Origin of the sequence: Xanthomonas sp. AM6 (assembly GCF_025665335.1) — a bacterium.
GTDB lineage: Bacteria > Pseudomonadota > Gammaproteobacteria > Xanthomonadales > Xanthomonadaceae > Xanthomonas_A.
This window is the reverse complement of the sequence record NZ_CP106869.1, coordinates 4,085,078-4,101,635: the sequence shown is the minus strand read 5'-3', so window position 1 is coordinate 4,101,635 and position 16,558 is coordinate 4,085,078. Positions and strand designations below refer to the sequence as shown.

Genomic DNA, 16,558 nt, shown 5'->3' with positions numbered 1-16,558 from the left:
CTTGCTGGGAATAATGTTGCCATGAAGGATATGTTGCTATCGCTATGGGCATACCGGAACTTCGTCCTGTCCTCCATCAGGAACGAATTCCGCTCCAGGTTCGCGCAGAGCAAGCTCGGCGCGCTATGGATGATCATCCACCCGATGATGCAGGTGCTGATTTTCGCCACGATCCTTTCCGAGGTCCTATCGGCGAAACTGCCAGGAATGGACAGCAAGTACGCTTATGCGCTGTATCTGATGGCCGGAACGCTGTGCTGGAGCATGTTCTCGGAGACCATTACCCGCGGAGGCACGCTGTTCATAGAAAACGGAAACCTGATGAAGAAGGTCGCTTTCCCGCGGATATGCCTGCCTTTCATTGCCGGCGGTACGATTCTCATCAACAACCTGTTGTTGCTGGTGGCCATATTCGTGGTGTTCGCGGTACTGGGCCACTTCCCTCAGGAGAAGGTGCTTTGGCTGCCCGCTCTGATGCTGCTCACCTTGAGCTTCGCCATGTCCATCGGCTTGCTGCTCGGCGTCATGAACGTCTTCATGCGCGATATCGGGCAGGTTGTCCCGGTCGTGCTGCAGGCGCTGTTCTGGTTTACGCCTGTCGTATACAACATCCGAATCTTCCCCGAATCGGCTCAACACTGGTTCAAGATGAATCCGCTCTATCCATTGGTCACCAGTTACCAAAACGTCCTGCTTTACGATACCGCGCCGCTGTGGCGGGAACTGGTGGGCATGATCGTGGCAACGCTTGTGCTGGCTTTGATCTCGCTGACCGTATTCCGCCGCGCGAGCCCGGAAATGGTGGATGCGCTATGACCGGCGAGCTTCATGTGCAGAATATCGGCAAGTCGTACCGGGTTTGGGGCAGCGAATGGTTGCGCGCCGGCAGCTGGTTCGGTCTTCCGGTAAAGCCACGCGAAGAGCATTGGGTGCTCAGGGGAGTGTCCTTCTCCATCGGTCCGGGGGAGTCGGTAGGCATCGTGGGGCGCAACGGCGCCGGCAAGAGCACCCTGCTGAAGCTGATTACCGGGACCTCGCATCCTACCGAGGGCAAGGTCAGCCGCAGGGGGCGCATCGCGGCCATTCTGGAACTGGGGATGGGCTTCAATCCCGATCTGACTGGCCGTCAGAACGCCGTTCATTCCTCGGGTCTGATGGGCTACGGTCAAGATCAGATCGAAGCGGCGATGCCTGCTATCGAGGCTTTTGCCGAGATCGGGGAATACTTCGACGAACCCGTGCGGACCTATTCCAGTGGCATGCAGGTGCGCGTGGCCTTTGCCGTGGCGACCGCGTTTCAGCCGGACATATTGATTATCGACGAGGCATTGTCGGTCGGCGACGCGTATTTCCAGGCCAAATGCTTCCGCCGCATTCAGGAGTTCAAGGAACAGGGCGCGACGTTGATCCTGGTCAGTCATGCGGTCGGCGATATCGTCAAGCATTGCGAGCGCGCCATCTTCATCAAGGACGGCACGGTATTTGCCGACGGTCCGTCCCGCGACGTGTCCAATCTCTACCTGGATGAACTGTTCGGGAAGAGTGCAGCCACCAAATCCAGGAGCGCCGGGGCGGGGCAGCAGCTGGACAAGGTCATGGACACGAGTGCTGAGGACATGTTCAGCCAGCGCCCGTACTACAACAAGGGCGAACATCGCTGGGGAAGCGGCGGCGCGAGCATAATCGACTATGCGGTGGTGTGCGACGGCGAAGCGTTCCCTAATCGGATCGAAAGCCAAAGTCGGGTCGACTTCCTGGTGAAGGTGCGATTTGATCAGGACGTAGAATGCGCGGTTCCTGGCTTCCTGATCAAGACGCTGGAAGGAATTTTCCTTTATGGCACGAATTCCTTCCTGGCCTCGGAAGGCGACGCGACGATAAAGGGCGGCGCAGGCGATGTCGTCGTCTACCGATTCTCTTTGCCGCTTGCCTTGAATGCCGGCAACTACATGATCTCGCTCGGGATTTCGTCGGGGGATCCGATGTCCGAGCTGGTGCCGCTGGACCGTCGCTACGATTCAATCCTGATCGAGGTATCCCGGGCCATGCAGTTCTGGGGCATTGTCGACATGCGGGCCACGTTCGATGTCGTCGATAGCTGACCGCTGCGCCCTCGCGTGATCGTCCCCGTTAGTTCTTCTACACGAGCTTGACCATGATGGATATTCAGATGTCGCCGGTCTCACGGATCAACAGCCTGGTGGCCTCTCTGCCCGAGAAGTACCAACCTATCTATGGCTTTCCGGAGCTGTCGGAAGGCAGTTCGCGCGCATGCGAAGACCGGTTGGAGCGCATACTCGAAGCGATCGAGGCGTTGGCGGCCGAACTCGGGCGGCCTCTGCGCATCCTGGACCTGGGGTGCGCGCAGGGGTTCTTCTCCCTGCAGCTCGCCGCTCGTGGGCATTCCGTGCGAGGCGTGGATTTCCTGCAGGCGAATATCGATGTCTGCAACGAGCTCGCGGCGCTACATTCCCTGTCCAACGCGAAATTCGAGTGCGGGAGCATCGAAGACGCCGTCGGGCCATTGCGGGCGGGTCAGTATGATGCCGTGCTCGGACTGAGCGTCTTTCACCATCTGGTGCACCAGCATGGAATCGATGCGATAGCCAATCTGGTCGGCGCGCTCGCGGAGCGGATCACCATAGGCATTTATGAAGTCGCTCTCCGCGAGGAGCCGCTGTACTGGGCGGCTTCGCAGCCGGCGGATCCGGCCGAGCTGTTGCGCTCCTACGCCTTCACGCGGGTGATTTCGCTGCAGGAGACGCATCTGTCCGGAATCGCTCGGCCCCTCTACTACGCCAGCAACAGTTACTGGTTCTTGGGGGGGCGCCTGACGAAGTTCGCGTCCTGGCGGCAGGAATCGCATGGTCTCACCATGAAAAGCCACCGGGGAACCCGGAGCTATTATTTCGCCGACGGGCTGATGGTCAAGCGCCTGTCGCTGAAGGATCCCACCCGCTCGGAGTTGAACCTGAGTGAATACGGTAACGAGGTCGCGTTCCTGAGTGGCGGCGCTCCGGCTGGTTTTCGCGCTCCGAAGCTGATTTTCAATAAAAACGACGGTAACGAGCTTTGGTTGGTGCGAGAGGTGCTTCCAGGCCAAATCCTGTCCGAGCTGATCGCCGAGCACGTTCCTTACTCATATGAAGCGATATTCGACGATCTCCTGGATCAGCTGGTCTTGCTGGAGAATGCACGCCTGTATCACAACGATGTTCGCACCTGGAACATATTGGTGGGGGAGAGGCACGAGGTCTCGCTCATCGACTATGGCGCGATCTCCACGGTCCCACGGGACTGTGCCTGGCCGGATGATCTGCTGCTTTCACTGCTGGTGACGTTGCGCGAAATAGTTCAGGCGCACGTGGTCGAACCGTTCCCCTTGAGGCGGCCCCGGCTCGACATCTCCGTGCTGCCAGTTCGATATAGAAGCGCGTTCGCGAACTTGTTTTCGCTGGACAAGAGCGAATGGAGCTTTTCTAAGCTCCAGCAGTTCGTTCGCGGTTTCGATGGAGGTGAGGCCGCCATTCCCGCATGGAATGCACTCGTTGCCAGTCAGGAACGTGCCATCGCTGTTTATGACAACGTGCTGCGAGGGCTGCGCAACCAGGATCAGGACTTGGCCAGCTACATGGCCGAGTTGTGCAACGATGCGCGAAACTGGCGCGACGACGCCGCATGTCTATGCGAGGAGCGCGGCGACCCGCGGCAACGCGCTGACGCCGAAGTGGGTGCTCTCGAAGCGGCAAAAGAGGAAATCCGACTGCTTCAGCAGGAGGTCGAGGCGCTGCGAGAAGCGCGCGATGCAGTGAGGACGGAACTGGCAGATGCCCAGGCCGTGGCCGCCGCGCTGGAGGATGACCGCGCTCGCAAATGCGCCGAGCTGGAAGCCGCTCACGGCAAATTGCGCAAAGCACGACAGCTGCAGGACGACGCCGAGCAGAACGCCCGCACCGTTGCGCTGGAGCGCGACGCGTCGTTGAGCAACGCGCACAACTGGTATCTGGTGGCCGCCGACCTGCAAATGCGCTTGAACGAAGTTCTTGCGAGCACTTCCTGGCGGATGACGCGTCCGTTGCGTGGCTGCATGCGATTGGTTCGGCAGCCGAGATACTACGGGCGCGAGTATCTCAAGAGGTTGATGCACCGAATCGCAGGGAATCCCGTGGCCGCGCGCGCCTTGGGCAAGGTGACGAAATTGGTCCCTCCGTTGCATCAAAGGTTGGTTTCGCTCGCGACCAGCCAAGGCGTGGAAGTCGCCGCTCCTGAAATCGCGCCTGTCTTCGTGCCTCACCTCCTGGGGCAGGTTTCGTCGTTCTCGGACCTTGAGCAGGAACAGGTGGTCTCCAGGCTGTCCGCAAGGGGGCGAACGCTGTATGCGCAGCTGAAGCGCGATACCGAAAACAGTGGGGTGGGCAAGTAATGCGTATCGTCATGGACCTGCAAGGGGCGCAATCCGAAAGCCGCTATCGCGGCATCGGCCGCTATTCCCTTGCGCTGGCGCTTGCCGCGGCACGGGACAACCGCGGGCACGATGTCCACATAGTGCTCAACGGCGCTTTTGCGGATACCGTCGCAGCGATACGTTCCGGGTTCGATGGAATCCTGCCTAAGGAAAACATCCATGTCTGGCACGTTCCGCTGCCGGTGCAAGGTATGTATCCGGCGAATCACAAGAGGATCAGGCGGGCGGAGCTGATCAGGGAGGCGGCGATAGCCGCCCTGGCACCGGACCTGGTGCACGTCTCGAGCATGTTCGACGGCTTCGGAGACAACGCCATAGCCAGCATCGGACGCCTGCTGCACGTCCCGACGGTGGTCACCTCCTACGACATGATTCCCTTGCTGCATCCGGGGATCTATCTGGATCCCGTTCCATCTTACAAGCGCTTCTACGAGGAAAAGTTGGACCAACTGCGCTACGCCGATGCGCTGTTGACGATCTCCGAGACGGCGCTAGCGGAGGTCGTCGAGGCCGCGAATGCCGATCCTGCGAATGTGTTCAATATTTCTGCTGCATGCGACGGCTCTTTCCACGGCATGCCCGAAGATTCGCCAGCGATACGCGACGTCCGAGCGCGATTCGGGCTCGATCGGGATTTCATTCTCTACTCGGGCGGCTCCGATGAGCGGAAGAATCTTAAGAGGCTGGTAGAGGCATATGCGGGGCTGGAGCCTCGGCAACGGATGCAGTATCGCCTGGTGCTGGCCGGTCGCATGCATGCGTCGCACGTGGAAGCGCTTCGGTCGTTGGGCGCGAACGCGGGTCTTGGCTCCGACGAACTGGTGTTCACGGGTTACGTCTCCGAGGAGGAGCTGACGGCTCTTTACAGCGCCTGTCATTTTTTCGTCTTCCCTTCCTGGCACGAAGGCTTCGGCTTGCCGGTGCTGGAGGCGATGACGTGCGGTGCGGCGGTACTGGCGTCGAATGTCTCCAGCATAAAGGAGGTGATGGCCGGATCGGTCGCGTTGTTCGATCCGTACCACGTCGATGGAATGCGCGCGCTGATGTCCTTCTACCTGGACAATGCAGAAGCGCTGGATGAGTTGCGCGTGTACTCGCGTTCTCGCGCCTTGGACTTTTCCTGGGAGGATGTGGCTCGGAAGTTCTGGGACGCCTGCGAGCAGATCCATCTCGCATTGGCTCCTGTCCACAAGCACGGACTCGAGACGATCGTCGCCGAGCTGCAGGCCAAACTGGCCGAGTCGTTCGATGAGTCCGATGGCGAACTGGCTGCCTTGGCCGACTCGATCGACCGCTCGTTGCCGACTCCGCTACCCAAGATCATGCTCGATGTGACCGAGCTGGCATTGAATGATCTCAAGACCGGTATTCAGCGCGTTACCCGCGCCATTGCGATGGAGTGGTGCGCACGGCCCCCTGAAGGGTATGCGGTGCAGCTGGTGCGCATCGATCGGGATAACAGGCGCTACGTATGCGCCAACAGCTATGCCGGCCAGTTGCTTGGAACCGAAGCGCCCTGCGAGGATACTCCGTTGGTCTGCCATGCCGGAGACATATTCCTGGGTCTGGATCTGGTAGGGGATGGCGTCGGCCTTCTGCCGGACTGGTTCGACTATTTTCACGCCGCTGGAGTGCGTGTGGCGTTCGTCGTCTACGACCTGCTGCCGGTGCGCAATCCCGAGTGGTGGCCCGGGCAGGGAGGGCGCCATCACGAGCGCTGGTTGCGCGGCATCGTGCATGCTGGCGACCTGCTGCTTTGCATATCGAAGGCCACTGCCGACGATGTGTTGGCATGGATGGACGAGAACCGGCTCGAAAAGCGGCCGGAGGTTTCCTGGTTCCATCTCGGCGCGGACATCCAGGGAAGTTCGCCGAGCCGCGGGTTCCCGGAGGATGGGCAGGCACTGCTGGATCAGCTCGCGGCCTCGGTCAGCTTTCTCATGGTCGGCACGCTGGAGCCCAGGAAGGGACATGCGCAGGTGCTTGACGCATTCGAGCGACTCTGGGCGGAGGGTCACGACCAAGTCCTTGTCATCGTCGGCAAGCAGGGCTGGCTGGTGGACGAGCTATGCAGCCGCCTGCGGCAGCATCCCGAAGAAGGGCGGCGGCTCTTCTGGTTGGCCGGGATCAGCGATGAATTCCTCGAGCGGCTGTACGCGGTGTGCAGCTGCTTGCTCGCGGCCTCGTACGCGGAGGGTTTCGGCCTGCCCCTCGTCGAGGCGGCGCAACGGGGTATGCCCTTGCTTGTCCGCGACATCCCGGTATTCCGCGAGGTGGCGGGCACGTCGGCCGCTTACTTCGACGGCCGCTCTCCCGAGGCGATCTGCGCGGCCATCCTCGATTGGACCGCCAAGTTTCGCGCAGGAGACCATCCGACGACGGCCGCCATGCAATGGCTGACCTGGCAGCAAAGCGCGGCGGAACTGGCTGGCGGCCTTTTGGCGCCCGCCGGCGCCGCGCCCCGGCAGGCGGCAGGACCGTGAGCATGCGATCGCTTAAGATAGTCCCTGCGATGGATGTCGGCCCCCGTCCTCCAGGCGCTGGCGAGTTGTCGATACGGCGCCGGGCGTGAATCTTTCCATGTTTGAAGAGAATAAAATGAGCAACAAGAGCGCAATCATCACAGGGATCACCGGGCAAGATGGCGCGTATCTGGCGCAACTGCTGTTGACCAAGGGCTATACCGTCTACGGGACGTATCGTCGTTCCAGTTCGGTGAATTTTTGGCGGATTGGGGAATTGGGAATCGAACAGCATCCCGACCTGCATCTTGTCGAGTACGATTTGACCGATCTTTCGTCGAGCATCCGCCTGTTGCAGGCGACGGGCGTGAAGGAAGTCTACAACCTGGCAGCTCAGAGCTTCGTGGGCGTATCCTTCGATCAGCCGCTGACCACGGCCGAGATCACCGGCATCGGCGCCGTCAATCTGCTGGAGGCCATCCGGATCGTCGATCCGAAGATCCGCTTCTACCAAGCGTCGACCTCTGAGATGTTCGGCAAGGTTCAGGCGATTCCGCAGGTGGAAGAGACTCCGTTCTATCCGCGCAGTCCATACGGCGTGGCCAAGCTGTATGCCCATTGGATGACCGTGAACTACCGGGAATCCTATGGGATATTCGCCACCAGCGGCATCCTGTTCAATCACGAGTCGCCGTTGCGCGCTCGCGAGTTCGTGACCCGGAAGATCACCGATTCGATCGCCAAGATCAAGCTCGGGCAACTGGAGCAGCTCGAGCTCGGCAATCTGGACGCGAAGCGCGACTGGGGATTTGCGAAGGAATACGTGGAAGGAATGTGGCGGATGCTCCAGGCCGACGAGCCGGATACGTTTGTGCTGGCTACCAATCGAACCGAGACGGTGCGCGATTTCGTCGACCTTTCGGCGCGGGCTGCGGGCATCGAACTCGTTTGGAAAGGAGAAGCCGAGCACGAACGGGGCATCGACGTGGCCACCGGCAAGACGCTAGTCGCGGTGAATCCGAAGTTCTATCGGCCCGCTGAGGTCGAGTTGTTGATCGGGAATCCCGCCAAGGCCAAGGCCAAGCTGGGTTGGGAACCGTCGACGACACTGGAACAGCTCAGTGCGATGATGGTCGAAGCCGACATGCGCCGCAACCAACAGGGTTTTTCATTCTGATGAGCGCTCTTGGTAAACGCGTGTTATTGACCGGAGCAAATGGTTTCACCGGTCGCTACATGCAAGCTGAGTTGCAAGCGCATGGTTACGAGGTGATCGGCCTGGGGCGGCCTACTTCCGGGAATCCGATGCAAGACGGCAGCTCGCTGCTGGCGGTGGACCTTCGTGATCAAGATGCCTTGGCGAGGCTGATGGCCGAGGTGCGTCCGGAGCTCGTGATACATCTCGCGGCAATGGCGTTCGTCGGGCATGGCGGCGCCAGCGACTTCTACAACGTGAATCTGATCGGCACCCGCAACCTGCTCGAAGCACTCGCGTCGAGCGCGGTCATGCCCGAGCGGGTCTTGCTGGCCAGTAGCGCAAATGTCTACGGGAACGCTTCCGCGGGCGTATTGAACGAGGCGACGCCCGCTGCCCCCGCGAACGACTATGCCGTGAGCAAGCTTGCAATGGAGTACGTGGCGAAGCTTTGGATGGGACGACTGCCCATCGTGCTGACTCGGCCATTCAACTATACGGGGATAGGACAGGCCGAGAACTTCCTGATCCCTAAGATCGTCGCCCATTTCCGCCGACGGGAATCCAGCATCGAGCTGGGCAATACGGCCGTATGGCGGGATTTTAGCGATGTAAGGGCGGTAGTCCAGGCATATCGCAGGTTGCTGAGCGCAGAAGGGGCGGTGGGCGAGACCGTCAACGTCTGCTCGGGCGAAGCCCATTCTCTGGGGGAAGTCATCTCGATGTGCGAGAACATCACCGGGCACTCCTTGACGGTGAAGGTCAATCCTGCGTTTGTGCGCCAAAACGAGGTAAAGGTGCTGCGGGGCGACAATAGCCTGTTGCAGCAGTTGATTGGTCCTTGGAGCAGTCCTGCGCTGGAGCAGACATTGGGCTGGATGCTGAGCGGCGATTGAGGGTTCGCAGCCGGTTGCGGGGCGGCAATCAGCCGACGCGCGACTGGCTGGATTGGGAATGGGGCGGGCGATTTTCTTCGGTCACCTGTAACTCGCGTAAATAATTCCTGCGATTGCCCGCTGCGTCGAGCGGGCGGCGCGTTACGTACTATTGAGGATTAGCAATGTCGGAAAATGACAGGGTGTTGGTTACCGGCGGAGCGGGATTTCTGGGTTCGCACCTGTGCGATCGCCTGATAGCCTCCGGTTTCGATGTGCTTTGCGTCGACAACTTCTATACCGGCCGCAAGCAGAATGTCGCCGGGTTGATGAACAATTCCCGTTTCGAACTTCTGCGGCACGACGTTACCTTCCCTCTCTACGTTGAAGTGGATCGAATCTACAATCTCGCATGTCCGGCCTCGCCCGTGCACTACCAATATGACCCTGTGCAGACCACCAAGACCAGCGTGCACGGTGCGATCAATATGTTGGGGCTGGCAAAGCGCGTCAATGCAAGGATCCTGCAGGCAAGCACGAGCGAGGTGTATGGCGATCCGGAGATCCACCCTCAGGTGGAGGGCTATTGGGGGCGCGTCAATCCGATCGGGATACGCAGTTGCTACGACGAGGGCAAGCGCTGCGCGGAAACCCTGTTCTTCGACTATTGGCGCCAGCACCACCTGGAAATCAAGGTGATGCGCATCTTCAATACGTATGGCCCCCGCATGCATCCAAATGATGGACGCGTGGTCAGCAACTTTATCGTCCAGGCGCTGCGGGGCGAGCCGATTACCATCTATGGCGACGGTACTCAGACGCGCAGCTTTTGCTATGTCGACGACCTGATCGATGGCATGCTCAAGTTGATGGAAAGTCGCGCCGATTTCACTGGTCCGGTGAATATCGGCAATCCGGGCGAGTTCACGATGTTGCAATTGGCTGAAACCGTGCTCAAGCTGGTGGGCGGAACTTCCAGGATCGTGTTCCAGCCCCTCCCCGCGGACGATCCGAAGCAGCGCCAGCCAGACATAGCCTTGGCGAAATCCGAGTTGGGCTGGCAGCCGAAGGTCGCTCTCGAAGATGGCCTGAAGGAGACAATCGCGTACTTCCGCAGGCGGCTTCAGCAATGAGTCCGCTTTCGCCATCGCTGGTGGTCGTGATGCCGGTGTTCGAGGACCTTGAAGCATCCTCGCGGCTATTTCATGAGCTCAAGAGCAGCCAGGGTTCCGGTGTGTACGTCGTCGCCGTGGATGATGGTTCGGTTCGGCAGCCACTCAGTCCCGGTGCGATCGCCGCAGCCGGGCTCGAAGGTGTGGTCATCAAGCTGCGTCGGAACGTCGGCCACCAACGCGCGATCGCCATCGGCCTCGGCTACGTGGCGGAAAATTTCACCGGCGATCAGTACGTCGTCGTAATGGATTCGGATGGGGAGGATACGCCGCAGAGCATTAGCGAATTGATCAAGCGGCTCGACGATCCCGAGGTCGATGTCGTTGTGGCCACGCGCAAGAGCAGAGTCGAGACGTTGCGATTCCGGGCTTTTTACGTCGTGTACAAGTGGCTATTCTCGTTGCTCAGCGGTCGAAAGATCAGCTTCGGCAACTTCATGGCCGCCAAGATGTCGGCGGTACAGCGACTTGCGGCGATGCAGGAGCTGTGGACCCACGTCGCGGCCTGCGTGCTCAACTCCAAGCTGCGCGTCAGTACCTGTGCCCTGGATAGAGGACCGCGCTACGCGGGCCGCAGCAAGATGAACTTTGTCGGCTTGGCGCTGCATGGGTTCAGGGCGTTGATGGTCTTCGCCGAGGACGTACTCGTCCGGGTCGGGATCGCGTGCACTCTGGTGGCAGCGCTGACCGTCTGTGGCGCCATGCTCGCGCTTATTCTGAAGGCGATCGGTTTCGCCACCCCGGGCTGGTTCTCGATCGTCTCCGGAATCTTGCTCTTGGTGTTCCTGCAGACCGGCGCGCTGACGCTGATCATTCTGATGCTGTCGGGCATCGTACGCGGCGGCGGCGTGTTGCTTTCCGGCGGTTATCGCGAGTTCGTCGCAGAGGTCCTACATGCGAGGCCCGGTTGAACGCGCGCTGGCTAGCGAGGTTCTGCGCTACGGCCTCAATGGGGTAGTGGCGACGCTGGTCCACTACAGCGTGCTGCGCTTCAACATCGAGGTGCTGGACTTTCCCTCGGTGGGAGTGGCCAACGCCGTTGCGGCCGTGTTCGGCATCGGCACATCCTTCATTGGCAGCCGATATTTCGTGTTTCGCGCCGCCCAGGGCCGAGTGGCCCGCCAGGGCGTGCTTTTCCTGTTGGTTTATGGCGTCATCGCGCTGCTGCATGGCTCATTTCTATATCTGTGGACCGATCGTTACGGGCTCGACTACACCATTGGATTCATCCTCGCCACAGGGATGCAGATGGCGGGTAGCTTCGTGGCCAACAAATTCATGGTGTTTCGATGAATCGTTATCTGGTCGCGCTACTGTCGTGCGCGCTTTACGTTGGGGCGCTCTTCGCCGTCTATTTTCTGCATGTGCGCTATTTCCAAGTCAACGTGGTGTTGTACTCGAGTCTGCTCGACGTGGTCATCGCCGCAGGGCTGGCCTTTGCGCTGATGTGGGTAGCGGGCATGCTGAAGCCGTTCACAGGTCTGGAGCGGGTGCAACTCCTGGCGATATGGATGCTGGCTGGCTATGCCTTTGCGTTGAGCGTCCCCACGGTCATCGACCGATCGCTTTCGTTCTACATCCTGGAAAAGTTGCAGCAGCGGGGTGGGGGCATTCGTCGCGATCGCATGCACGAAGTGTTTGTCAAGGAGTACATGCCCGAACATCGATTGGTCGATATCCGGCTCACCGAACAGTTGGAGTCGGGAACGATCGTCATCAGCGGCGGGTGCGTTCGCTTGACCTCCAAGGGGCAACGCTTCGCCAATTTCAGCCGTTTCTACAGGACGCATTTGCTGCCGAAGCGGCGGTTGATCATGGGTCAGTACACCGATGACCTGACCGACCCGTTCCGACACAGTACCGCTGATGTGACCTATCAATGTCGGTAGTCGAAATATCCGAACAGGCGATATGCATATGAACTTCGGCAGAGCGGTCGCTATAGTTTGTCCTTTGTTGGCAGCTGCCTTCGGGGCGACGTGGGCGCATCTGGCATTGGGGCGTACGGGGATAGATCCTGCCAGCGTCAAATGGCTGTGGGGTGACCTTGCCCAGGTCTACGTAGCGTGGTCGCAGTATCTCTCCGATCCCGATGCCATCTGGTTGAACACCACCCGACTGAGCTATCCGCTGCCGATCAGCGTCTCGCTGTTCGATCCCATGCCATTGTTGTTGCTGCTATCGCGTCCGTTTGCCGGTGTGCTGGGCGAGGGGCGGCAGTATTTCGGATACTACTTCACGGCCTGCCTCGCCATGCAGGGGGTCTTCGGATACTTCGCAGCCCAGCGAGCGTTGCGCCTGGCCGGTGTCGACGATCCGGTATGGGGACGCTGCATCGCGCTGATTGGCGGGGTGTTGCTGGCGTCGATGCCGTATACGTTCTTTCGCTTCCAGGGCCACGCCGCATTGTCTTCCCAGTGGGTGTTGGTGCTGTCGCTGTGGGCAACCCTGGCCACGTTGGAGTCGGGCAGGTTGCGTTGGCTCGCGCTCAACGGCGCGGTCCTGTTGCTGGCCACCGGTCTGAATCCCTACCTGGCGCTCATGGTAGCTGCGAGCAATGCCGTGATTGTTTGTTCGATGCTCTACCGAAAGGGTGAGCGGCTGGAACTTATGATCCGGTTGGTGATGTTGGTCGCCATCGCTGCCCTGGGACTGACGATATTCGGTTTCATGAGCGCTTCGTCCGCGGCCACCGGCGGTTATGGCGTCTACTCGATGAACATGCTTGGGCCGCTGGATTCCAACGGCGGCGCTAAACTGTTGCATCTGGACGTGGTGGATGCGACCGGCGGTCAGTCCTTTGAGGGCTACACCTACATCGGCCTTGGCATGGCGATCCTCTGTGCGCTTGGACCGTTCCTGGTTTCCAGGCGCCAGGTCACCGCCCAGCGCTTTCCTTTCCTCGGTGCGATGCTGGCAGTTCTGTGCTGTTATGTGCTGGCGTTGTCGGCGAGCATTACGCTGGCTGGATACCAGCTCGAGCTACCGATCCCCGACTCCGTGCGTTTCCTGCTGTCGCGCTTTCGCGGTAGCGGAAGATTCTTCTGGATGGCGGGCTTCTGGCTGGTGCTGATCCTGGCCGCGGCTGCCGCGCGCCGGTTCGGAGCCAAGCGCGCTGCGCTCTTGCTGAGCGCCATACTTGCCGTGCAGCTGGTGGACATCTTGCCGTTGGCCGCCAATACCCGCGGCAATATCTCCAATGCGAGCGCATTGAAGCTCGAAGGGGTGAATGCTGGCCAAGCGCACGCTGTCCTGGTGTTCCCGGCTTGGCAGTGCGATCACGAAAGTACCCCGGGCGGGTTGCGCAACTATGAGCTGGTCGGCTACTTCGCTCTGGGCAGGCACCTACCCACCAACAATTTCTACGCGGCGCGCACAACTGCAGATCAGTCCGAATATCACTGCAACTACCCGCAACGGCTTGCGAGACTCGACCCGCACGCGATCTACTTGTTGTCGGGCAAGCTGTATGCCCAGTACCGGCCGGACTTCGCCAGCGGGTTCAGTTGCTCCGAGCGGCCGGCGGAACCGCAGACCGGGCCGGCATTCTGGATTTGCGAGCCAAGAAAATGATCAAGCACGCCAGGACGTTCTCGCCGACGCAGATGTGGTTCAGCGCGCTAGGTGCGTTGATCATTTTCATTGTCCTGGCAGGTTTGGCCAGCGGCTTCTTCAATCCGACCGACCTTGCCGCATGGCAGAATGACTGGGCGCTGGCGTTGTCCTGCTTCCATGCCGGGGCGACCCACTGTGGCAGCCTGAGCAAGTTTCCGTTGGCGTATCTCTTCAATGCGATGCTGGTCGGGCATGGCACCGTATTGCTTGCGTTGGCCAATCTGCTGGCCCTGGGTTTGCCCTTGCTATGTCTGGGGCTGCTGCGCGGATGGCGAATGTCGTTGGGCGCAAGCGGCGTGTATGCGGTTGCGCTATTGCTGAGTCCGTTGCCCGCGTTCTATATCTATTCCGGAGCTCTGGAAGTGCAGGCGGGCGCGGTCTGCGGAATCTATATCGGCACGCTGGCTGTCCTGTTGGAAGACGACGGCACGACCCGGCGCGCAGGAGCGGCACCATGGGTGCTTTTCCTTTCGGGATTGTTGCTGCCGCTTTTCAAGGACACCATCGCGGTTCTGCTGGCGGCCAGCGCGGCCGTGGCATTCGCGATCGGCTGCTTGCGCAAGGAAAGCCGCTCCCGGCTGCCGAGGTGGAAGGCGATTCGGTCGTTCCTGCTCTTCGGTGGCCTGCCTGTCGCGATCGGCTTGATGCTTTCCTCGGCGTACAACGTCTTCAAGTACGGAGTGCCTTGGTCGATTGCCTATGTCGCCGAAGGCAAGGCCACCAGTCCCAGCGTCGAGCGAAGCGCCGAATTCCTGTTGGGTTCGTTGCTTTCTCCAAATGGCGGTGTGTTCGTGTTCTGGCTCCTGCCGATCTTCCTGGCCGTATCGGGCTGGCGCTTGCTCGGACTGGCTCCCCGCGGGCATGCCGTGTGGCTGGCCGCCATCGCTGCCTTGCTTTCCTGCGTGGCGTTCTCGTGCTGGTGGGCACCGTTTGGTTGGGATGGCTGGGGCAATCGGCTGATGGTCCAGCCCATGCTTGCGCTCCTGGTCGCCATGTTGGTTTGCCTGAGGCCGAACCTGGAGCGGCTCCGTACGCTGCCGCCCATTTGGGTTTCGCTGCTCTGCCTGCCTGTGCTGGGTTGGTCGGCCTACTATGTCGCCGTACCTTACGTGGCGGGGCGATCCGAAATCATCGGTGCCTCGCTGTGGTCCGGGCCGGCATGCGAAGACATGCGGCAGGGACTGCGGGTGCAGGCGCCGACGATGGGCCTGTCGTTCTGGAAGAGCGACGTCTATTATCGATGCGCACGCGAGCGAATGATGTATGTGCCAACAATGGATCCAGGTTGACTTTTCTTGACGACCTGGGCAGCGCGGCGGGGGCGGTCAGCGCCGCTGGAGCTGGGTGGACCTGAGCGATCTTCGCTCTGGCATCTTTCATGTGCCGACATGGCGCCTCCGGGCAAGCGCTTTTTCTCGTCGCTTGGCGGATGCGACCACCTGTGCGCAGTCAAGGCGGGCAGGTGGCTTGCAGGTGCGGGTTGCGCCACGAGCGTTGGCGCCCGGCATGGATATTCCTCGCGGTTCAGAGCGGAAGAAGTGCCGGGTTGCGCCATCCTTGCACGCCGTCAACCCGAATCCGGGGCTGTCCTTCGGGAAGATCGAAGATCGCGGCACGTTCCATTTCTAGCAGCCAACCCGCTTCGAGCAGCGTGGAATAGAGTCTACCTTCGATCTGCTTGGAGTGAGTGCCAATCAGCATGTAAGCCACTCGCTCGCCCAACAAGGCGAGGTTCTGTGCCACGAGATCCGCTTCCCCGCCTTGAATATCGATGTGCAGCAGATCGATGCGGGGATTGGACCCAATGACATCGGCAAGCGGCACCATCGCCACCTCGTCGAAGTGGCCGCTGGCGATCGCTTCGTCCCGCTGCTCCGGCGTAGGATCGAACAACGGCTCGCTTCCCCAGGTCGATCCGGGAATATCCTGTTTCGGAAACAGCGCTACGCCAGTCTTGAAGGACGCGATTCCGCGGTGCAGCTCGATCTGATCCGGACGAAATCCATTGGTGGCGAGCGATTCGCGGGCGAACCCCACATGGTCTTCGTCGGCTTCGATGCCGATCACCTTTACGTTGCGCCCCTGAGCGCGCGCGGCAACGCCGCTATTGTTCATCCAGCATCCCCAGCCGCACCCAAGCTCGATCATGACGAAGTCGTTGCTCGACAGGTCGACCGCGCGAAGGGCCGCCCCCCATTCGGCGATATCCGCGTGCCAGTTGGCCGGAATCGGAATGGCTTCAATCTCGCCGCCTTTGGCTGACAGGATCGCCGGAAAGAACTTGGGATCGATCACTACGCCGAGGAAGTTGACCACCATGCCTGGCTTGGCGGTAAGCCCCGACGCGGCGTGACGATACATGGTCTCGATGGGGTCGAACGTGGATGCATAGTGGAAGAACGGGCTCTGCGCATCGCGCGCGGGTGCACCCTGGGTGGTGCGGTACTCCGCAGAGTTGACGATGTCCCGCTTGAGCTCGCTTACGGTGGAAAAGGTCCCTAAGTTCTGAGCAATCACCTGATCGCTCTCGACCTCTCGATCCAACAACAACCGATACGCCCATCTCACAGCATCTTCGGAAATCTTCTGCATAGGTTCCTCTAGGTGAAAAGCGGCGGGCACTTCTGCGCCATGGGTGGTGAAGTTACAGATCGCTGGGAGCAATCGCAAGAACGCGCAGCCTAAGAAGGCGCGTTGCAATCTCGTATCCAAGCCGCGCGCCTCGCCAACGGTCGATGTCGAATCGCCGGGGTCCCAGGAAGGAGGCGCCAATG

The 16,558-nt window shown here is 60.5% G+C and carries 13 protein-coding genes; 12 read left to right on the top strand and 1 reads right to left on the bottom strand.

What is annotated here, in order from left to right; translation table 11 throughout:
- Nucleotides 1-21: 21 nt before the first annotated feature.
- The 12 genes from OCJ37_RS17510 (at nucleotide 22) to OCJ37_RS17455 (ending at nucleotide 15,073) form a co-directional block, all read left to right on the top strand.
- Nucleotides 22-816 (top strand): ABC transporter permease, encoded by a 795-nt coding sequence (locus tag OCJ37_RS17510; protein ID WP_263110967.1) that lies wholly within the window; start codon nucleotides 22-24, stop codon nucleotides 814-816.
- Entirely contained in the window at nucleotides 813-2,102 is a 1,290-nt protein-coding gene (locus OCJ37_RS17505; protein ID WP_263110966.1) for an ABC transporter ATP-binding protein, read from the top strand. Before OCJ37_RS17510 ends, OCJ37_RS17505 begins: the two co-directional genes overlap by 4 nt.
- A gap of 53 nt (nucleotides 2,103-2,155) precedes the next feature.
- Complete coding sequence (locus OCJ37_RS17500; protein ID WP_263110965.1) at nucleotides 2,156-4,423, top strand: methyltransferase domain-containing protein; 2,268 nt, start codon at nucleotides 2,156-2,158, stop codon at nucleotides 4,421-4,423.
- On the top strand, nucleotides 4,423-6,948 hold the full coding sequence (locus OCJ37_RS17495) for a glycosyltransferase family 4 protein (RefSeq protein WP_263110964.1): 2,526 nt from the start codon (nucleotides 4,423-4,425) through the stop codon (nucleotides 6,946-6,948). The genes OCJ37_RS17500 and OCJ37_RS17495 overlap by 1 nt, the downstream gene beginning before the upstream one ends.
- Nucleotides 6,949-7,063: 115 nt before the next feature.
- Nucleotides 7,064-8,104, top strand: a complete 1,041-nt coding sequence (gmd, locus tag OCJ37_RS17490; protein WP_263110963.1) for a GDP-mannose 4,6-dehydratase — start codon at nucleotides 7,064-7,066, stop codon at nucleotides 8,102-8,104.
- Nucleotides 8,104-9,018 carry an NAD-dependent epimerase/dehydratase family protein gene (locus OCJ37_RS17485; protein ID WP_263110962.1) on the top strand — a complete coding sequence of 305 codons (915 nt, stop codon included), beginning with the start codon at nucleotides 8,104-8,106 and terminating at the stop codon, nucleotides 9,016-9,018. The genes gmd and OCJ37_RS17485 overlap by 1 nt, the downstream gene beginning before the upstream one ends.
- 164 nt (nucleotides 9,019-9,182) lie before the next feature.
- Nucleotides 9,183-10,130 (top strand): UDP-glucuronic acid decarboxylase family protein, encoded by a 948-nt coding sequence (locus tag OCJ37_RS17480; protein ID WP_263110961.1) that lies wholly within the window; start codon nucleotides 9,183-9,185, stop codon nucleotides 10,128-10,130.
- Complete coding sequence (locus OCJ37_RS17475) at nucleotides 10,127-11,080, top strand: glycosyltransferase (RefSeq protein WP_263110960.1); 954 nt, start codon at nucleotides 10,127-10,129, stop codon at nucleotides 11,078-11,080. Before OCJ37_RS17480 ends, OCJ37_RS17475 begins: the two co-directional genes overlap by 4 nt.
- The gene (locus OCJ37_RS17470; protein ID WP_263110959.1) at nucleotides 11,064-11,462 is read left to right on the top strand and encodes a GtrA family protein; all 399 of its coding nucleotides are present in this window, start codon (nucleotides 11,064-11,066) and stop codon (nucleotides 11,460-11,462) included. The genes OCJ37_RS17475 and OCJ37_RS17470 overlap by 17 nt, the downstream gene beginning before the upstream one ends.
- The gene (locus OCJ37_RS17465) at nucleotides 11,459-12,058 is read left to right on the top strand and encodes a hypothetical protein (RefSeq protein WP_263110958.1); all 600 of its coding nucleotides are present in this window, start codon (nucleotides 11,459-11,461) and stop codon (nucleotides 12,056-12,058) included. Before OCJ37_RS17470 ends, OCJ37_RS17465 begins: the two co-directional genes overlap by 4 nt.
- Before the next feature lie 28 nt (nucleotides 12,059-12,086).
- Nucleotides 12,087-13,742 (top strand): DUF6311 domain-containing protein, encoded by a 1,656-nt coding sequence (locus OCJ37_RS17460; RefSeq protein ID WP_263110957.1) that lies wholly within the window; start codon nucleotides 12,087-12,089, stop codon nucleotides 13,740-13,742.
- Nucleotides 13,739-15,073: a hypothetical protein gene (locus OCJ37_RS17455; RefSeq protein ID WP_263110956.1), complete on the top strand. Its 1,335-nt coding sequence runs from the start codon at nucleotides 13,739-13,741 to the stop codon at nucleotides 15,071-15,073. Before OCJ37_RS17460 ends, OCJ37_RS17455 begins: the two co-directional genes overlap by 4 nt.
- Before the next feature lie 235 nt (nucleotides 15,074-15,308).
- Here OCJ37_RS17455 and OCJ37_RS17450 read toward each other — a convergent pair whose 3' ends face one another.
- Nucleotides 15,309-16,376: a class I SAM-dependent methyltransferase gene (locus OCJ37_RS17450; RefSeq protein WP_263110955.1), complete on the bottom strand. Its 1,068-nt coding sequence runs from the start codon at nucleotides 16,374-16,376 to the stop codon at nucleotides 15,309-15,311.
- Nucleotides 16,377-16,558 lie beyond the last annotated feature (182 nt).

Excerpts from the sequence above, each read along its gene's own strand:
- OCJ37_RS17510 (WP_263110967.1), top strand. The coding sequence starts at position 22 with ATGAAGGATATGTTGCTATCGCTATGGGCATACCGGAACTTCGTCCTG.
- OCJ37_RS17505 (WP_263110966.1), top strand. The coding sequence starts at position 813 with ATGACCGGCGAGCTTCATGTGCAGAATATCGGCAAGTCGTACCGGGTT.
- OCJ37_RS17500 (WP_263110965.1), top strand. The coding sequence starts at position 2,156 with ATGATGGATATTCAGATGTCGCCGGTCTCACGGATCAACAGCCTGGTG.
- OCJ37_RS17495 (WP_263110964.1), top strand. The coding sequence starts at position 4,423 with ATGCGTATCGTCATGGACCTGCAAGGGGCGCAATCCGAAAGCCGCTAT.
- gmd (WP_263110963.1), top strand. The coding sequence starts at position 7,064 with ATGAGCAACAAGAGCGCAATCATCACAGGGATCACCGGGCAAGATGGC.
- OCJ37_RS17485 (WP_263110962.1), top strand. The coding sequence starts at position 8,104 with ATGAGCGCTCTTGGTAAACGCGTGTTATTGACCGGAGCAAATGGTTTC.
- OCJ37_RS17480 (WP_263110961.1), top strand. The coding sequence starts at position 9,183 with ATGTCGGAAAATGACAGGGTGTTGGTTACCGGCGGAGCGGGATTTCTG.
- OCJ37_RS17475 (WP_263110960.1), top strand. The coding sequence starts at position 10,127 with ATGAGTCCGCTTTCGCCATCGCTGGTGGTCGTGATGCCGGTGTTCGAG.
- OCJ37_RS17470 (WP_263110959.1), top strand. The coding sequence starts at position 11,064 with ATGCGAGGCCCGGTTGAACGCGCGCTGGCTAGCGAGGTTCTGCGCTAC.
- OCJ37_RS17465 (WP_263110958.1), top strand. The coding sequence starts at position 11,459 with ATGAATCGTTATCTGGTCGCGCTACTGTCGTGCGCGCTTTACGTTGGG.
- OCJ37_RS17460 (WP_263110957.1), top strand. The coding sequence starts at position 12,087 with ATGAACTTCGGCAGAGCGGTCGCTATAGTTTGTCCTTTGTTGGCAGCT.
- OCJ37_RS17455 (WP_263110956.1), top strand. The coding sequence starts at position 13,739 with ATGATCAAGCACGCCAGGACGTTCTCGCCGACGCAGATGTGGTTCAGC.
- OCJ37_RS17450 (WP_263110955.1), bottom strand. The coding sequence starts at position 16,376 with ATGCAGAAGATTTCCGAAGATGCTGTGAGATGGGCGTATCGGTTGTTG.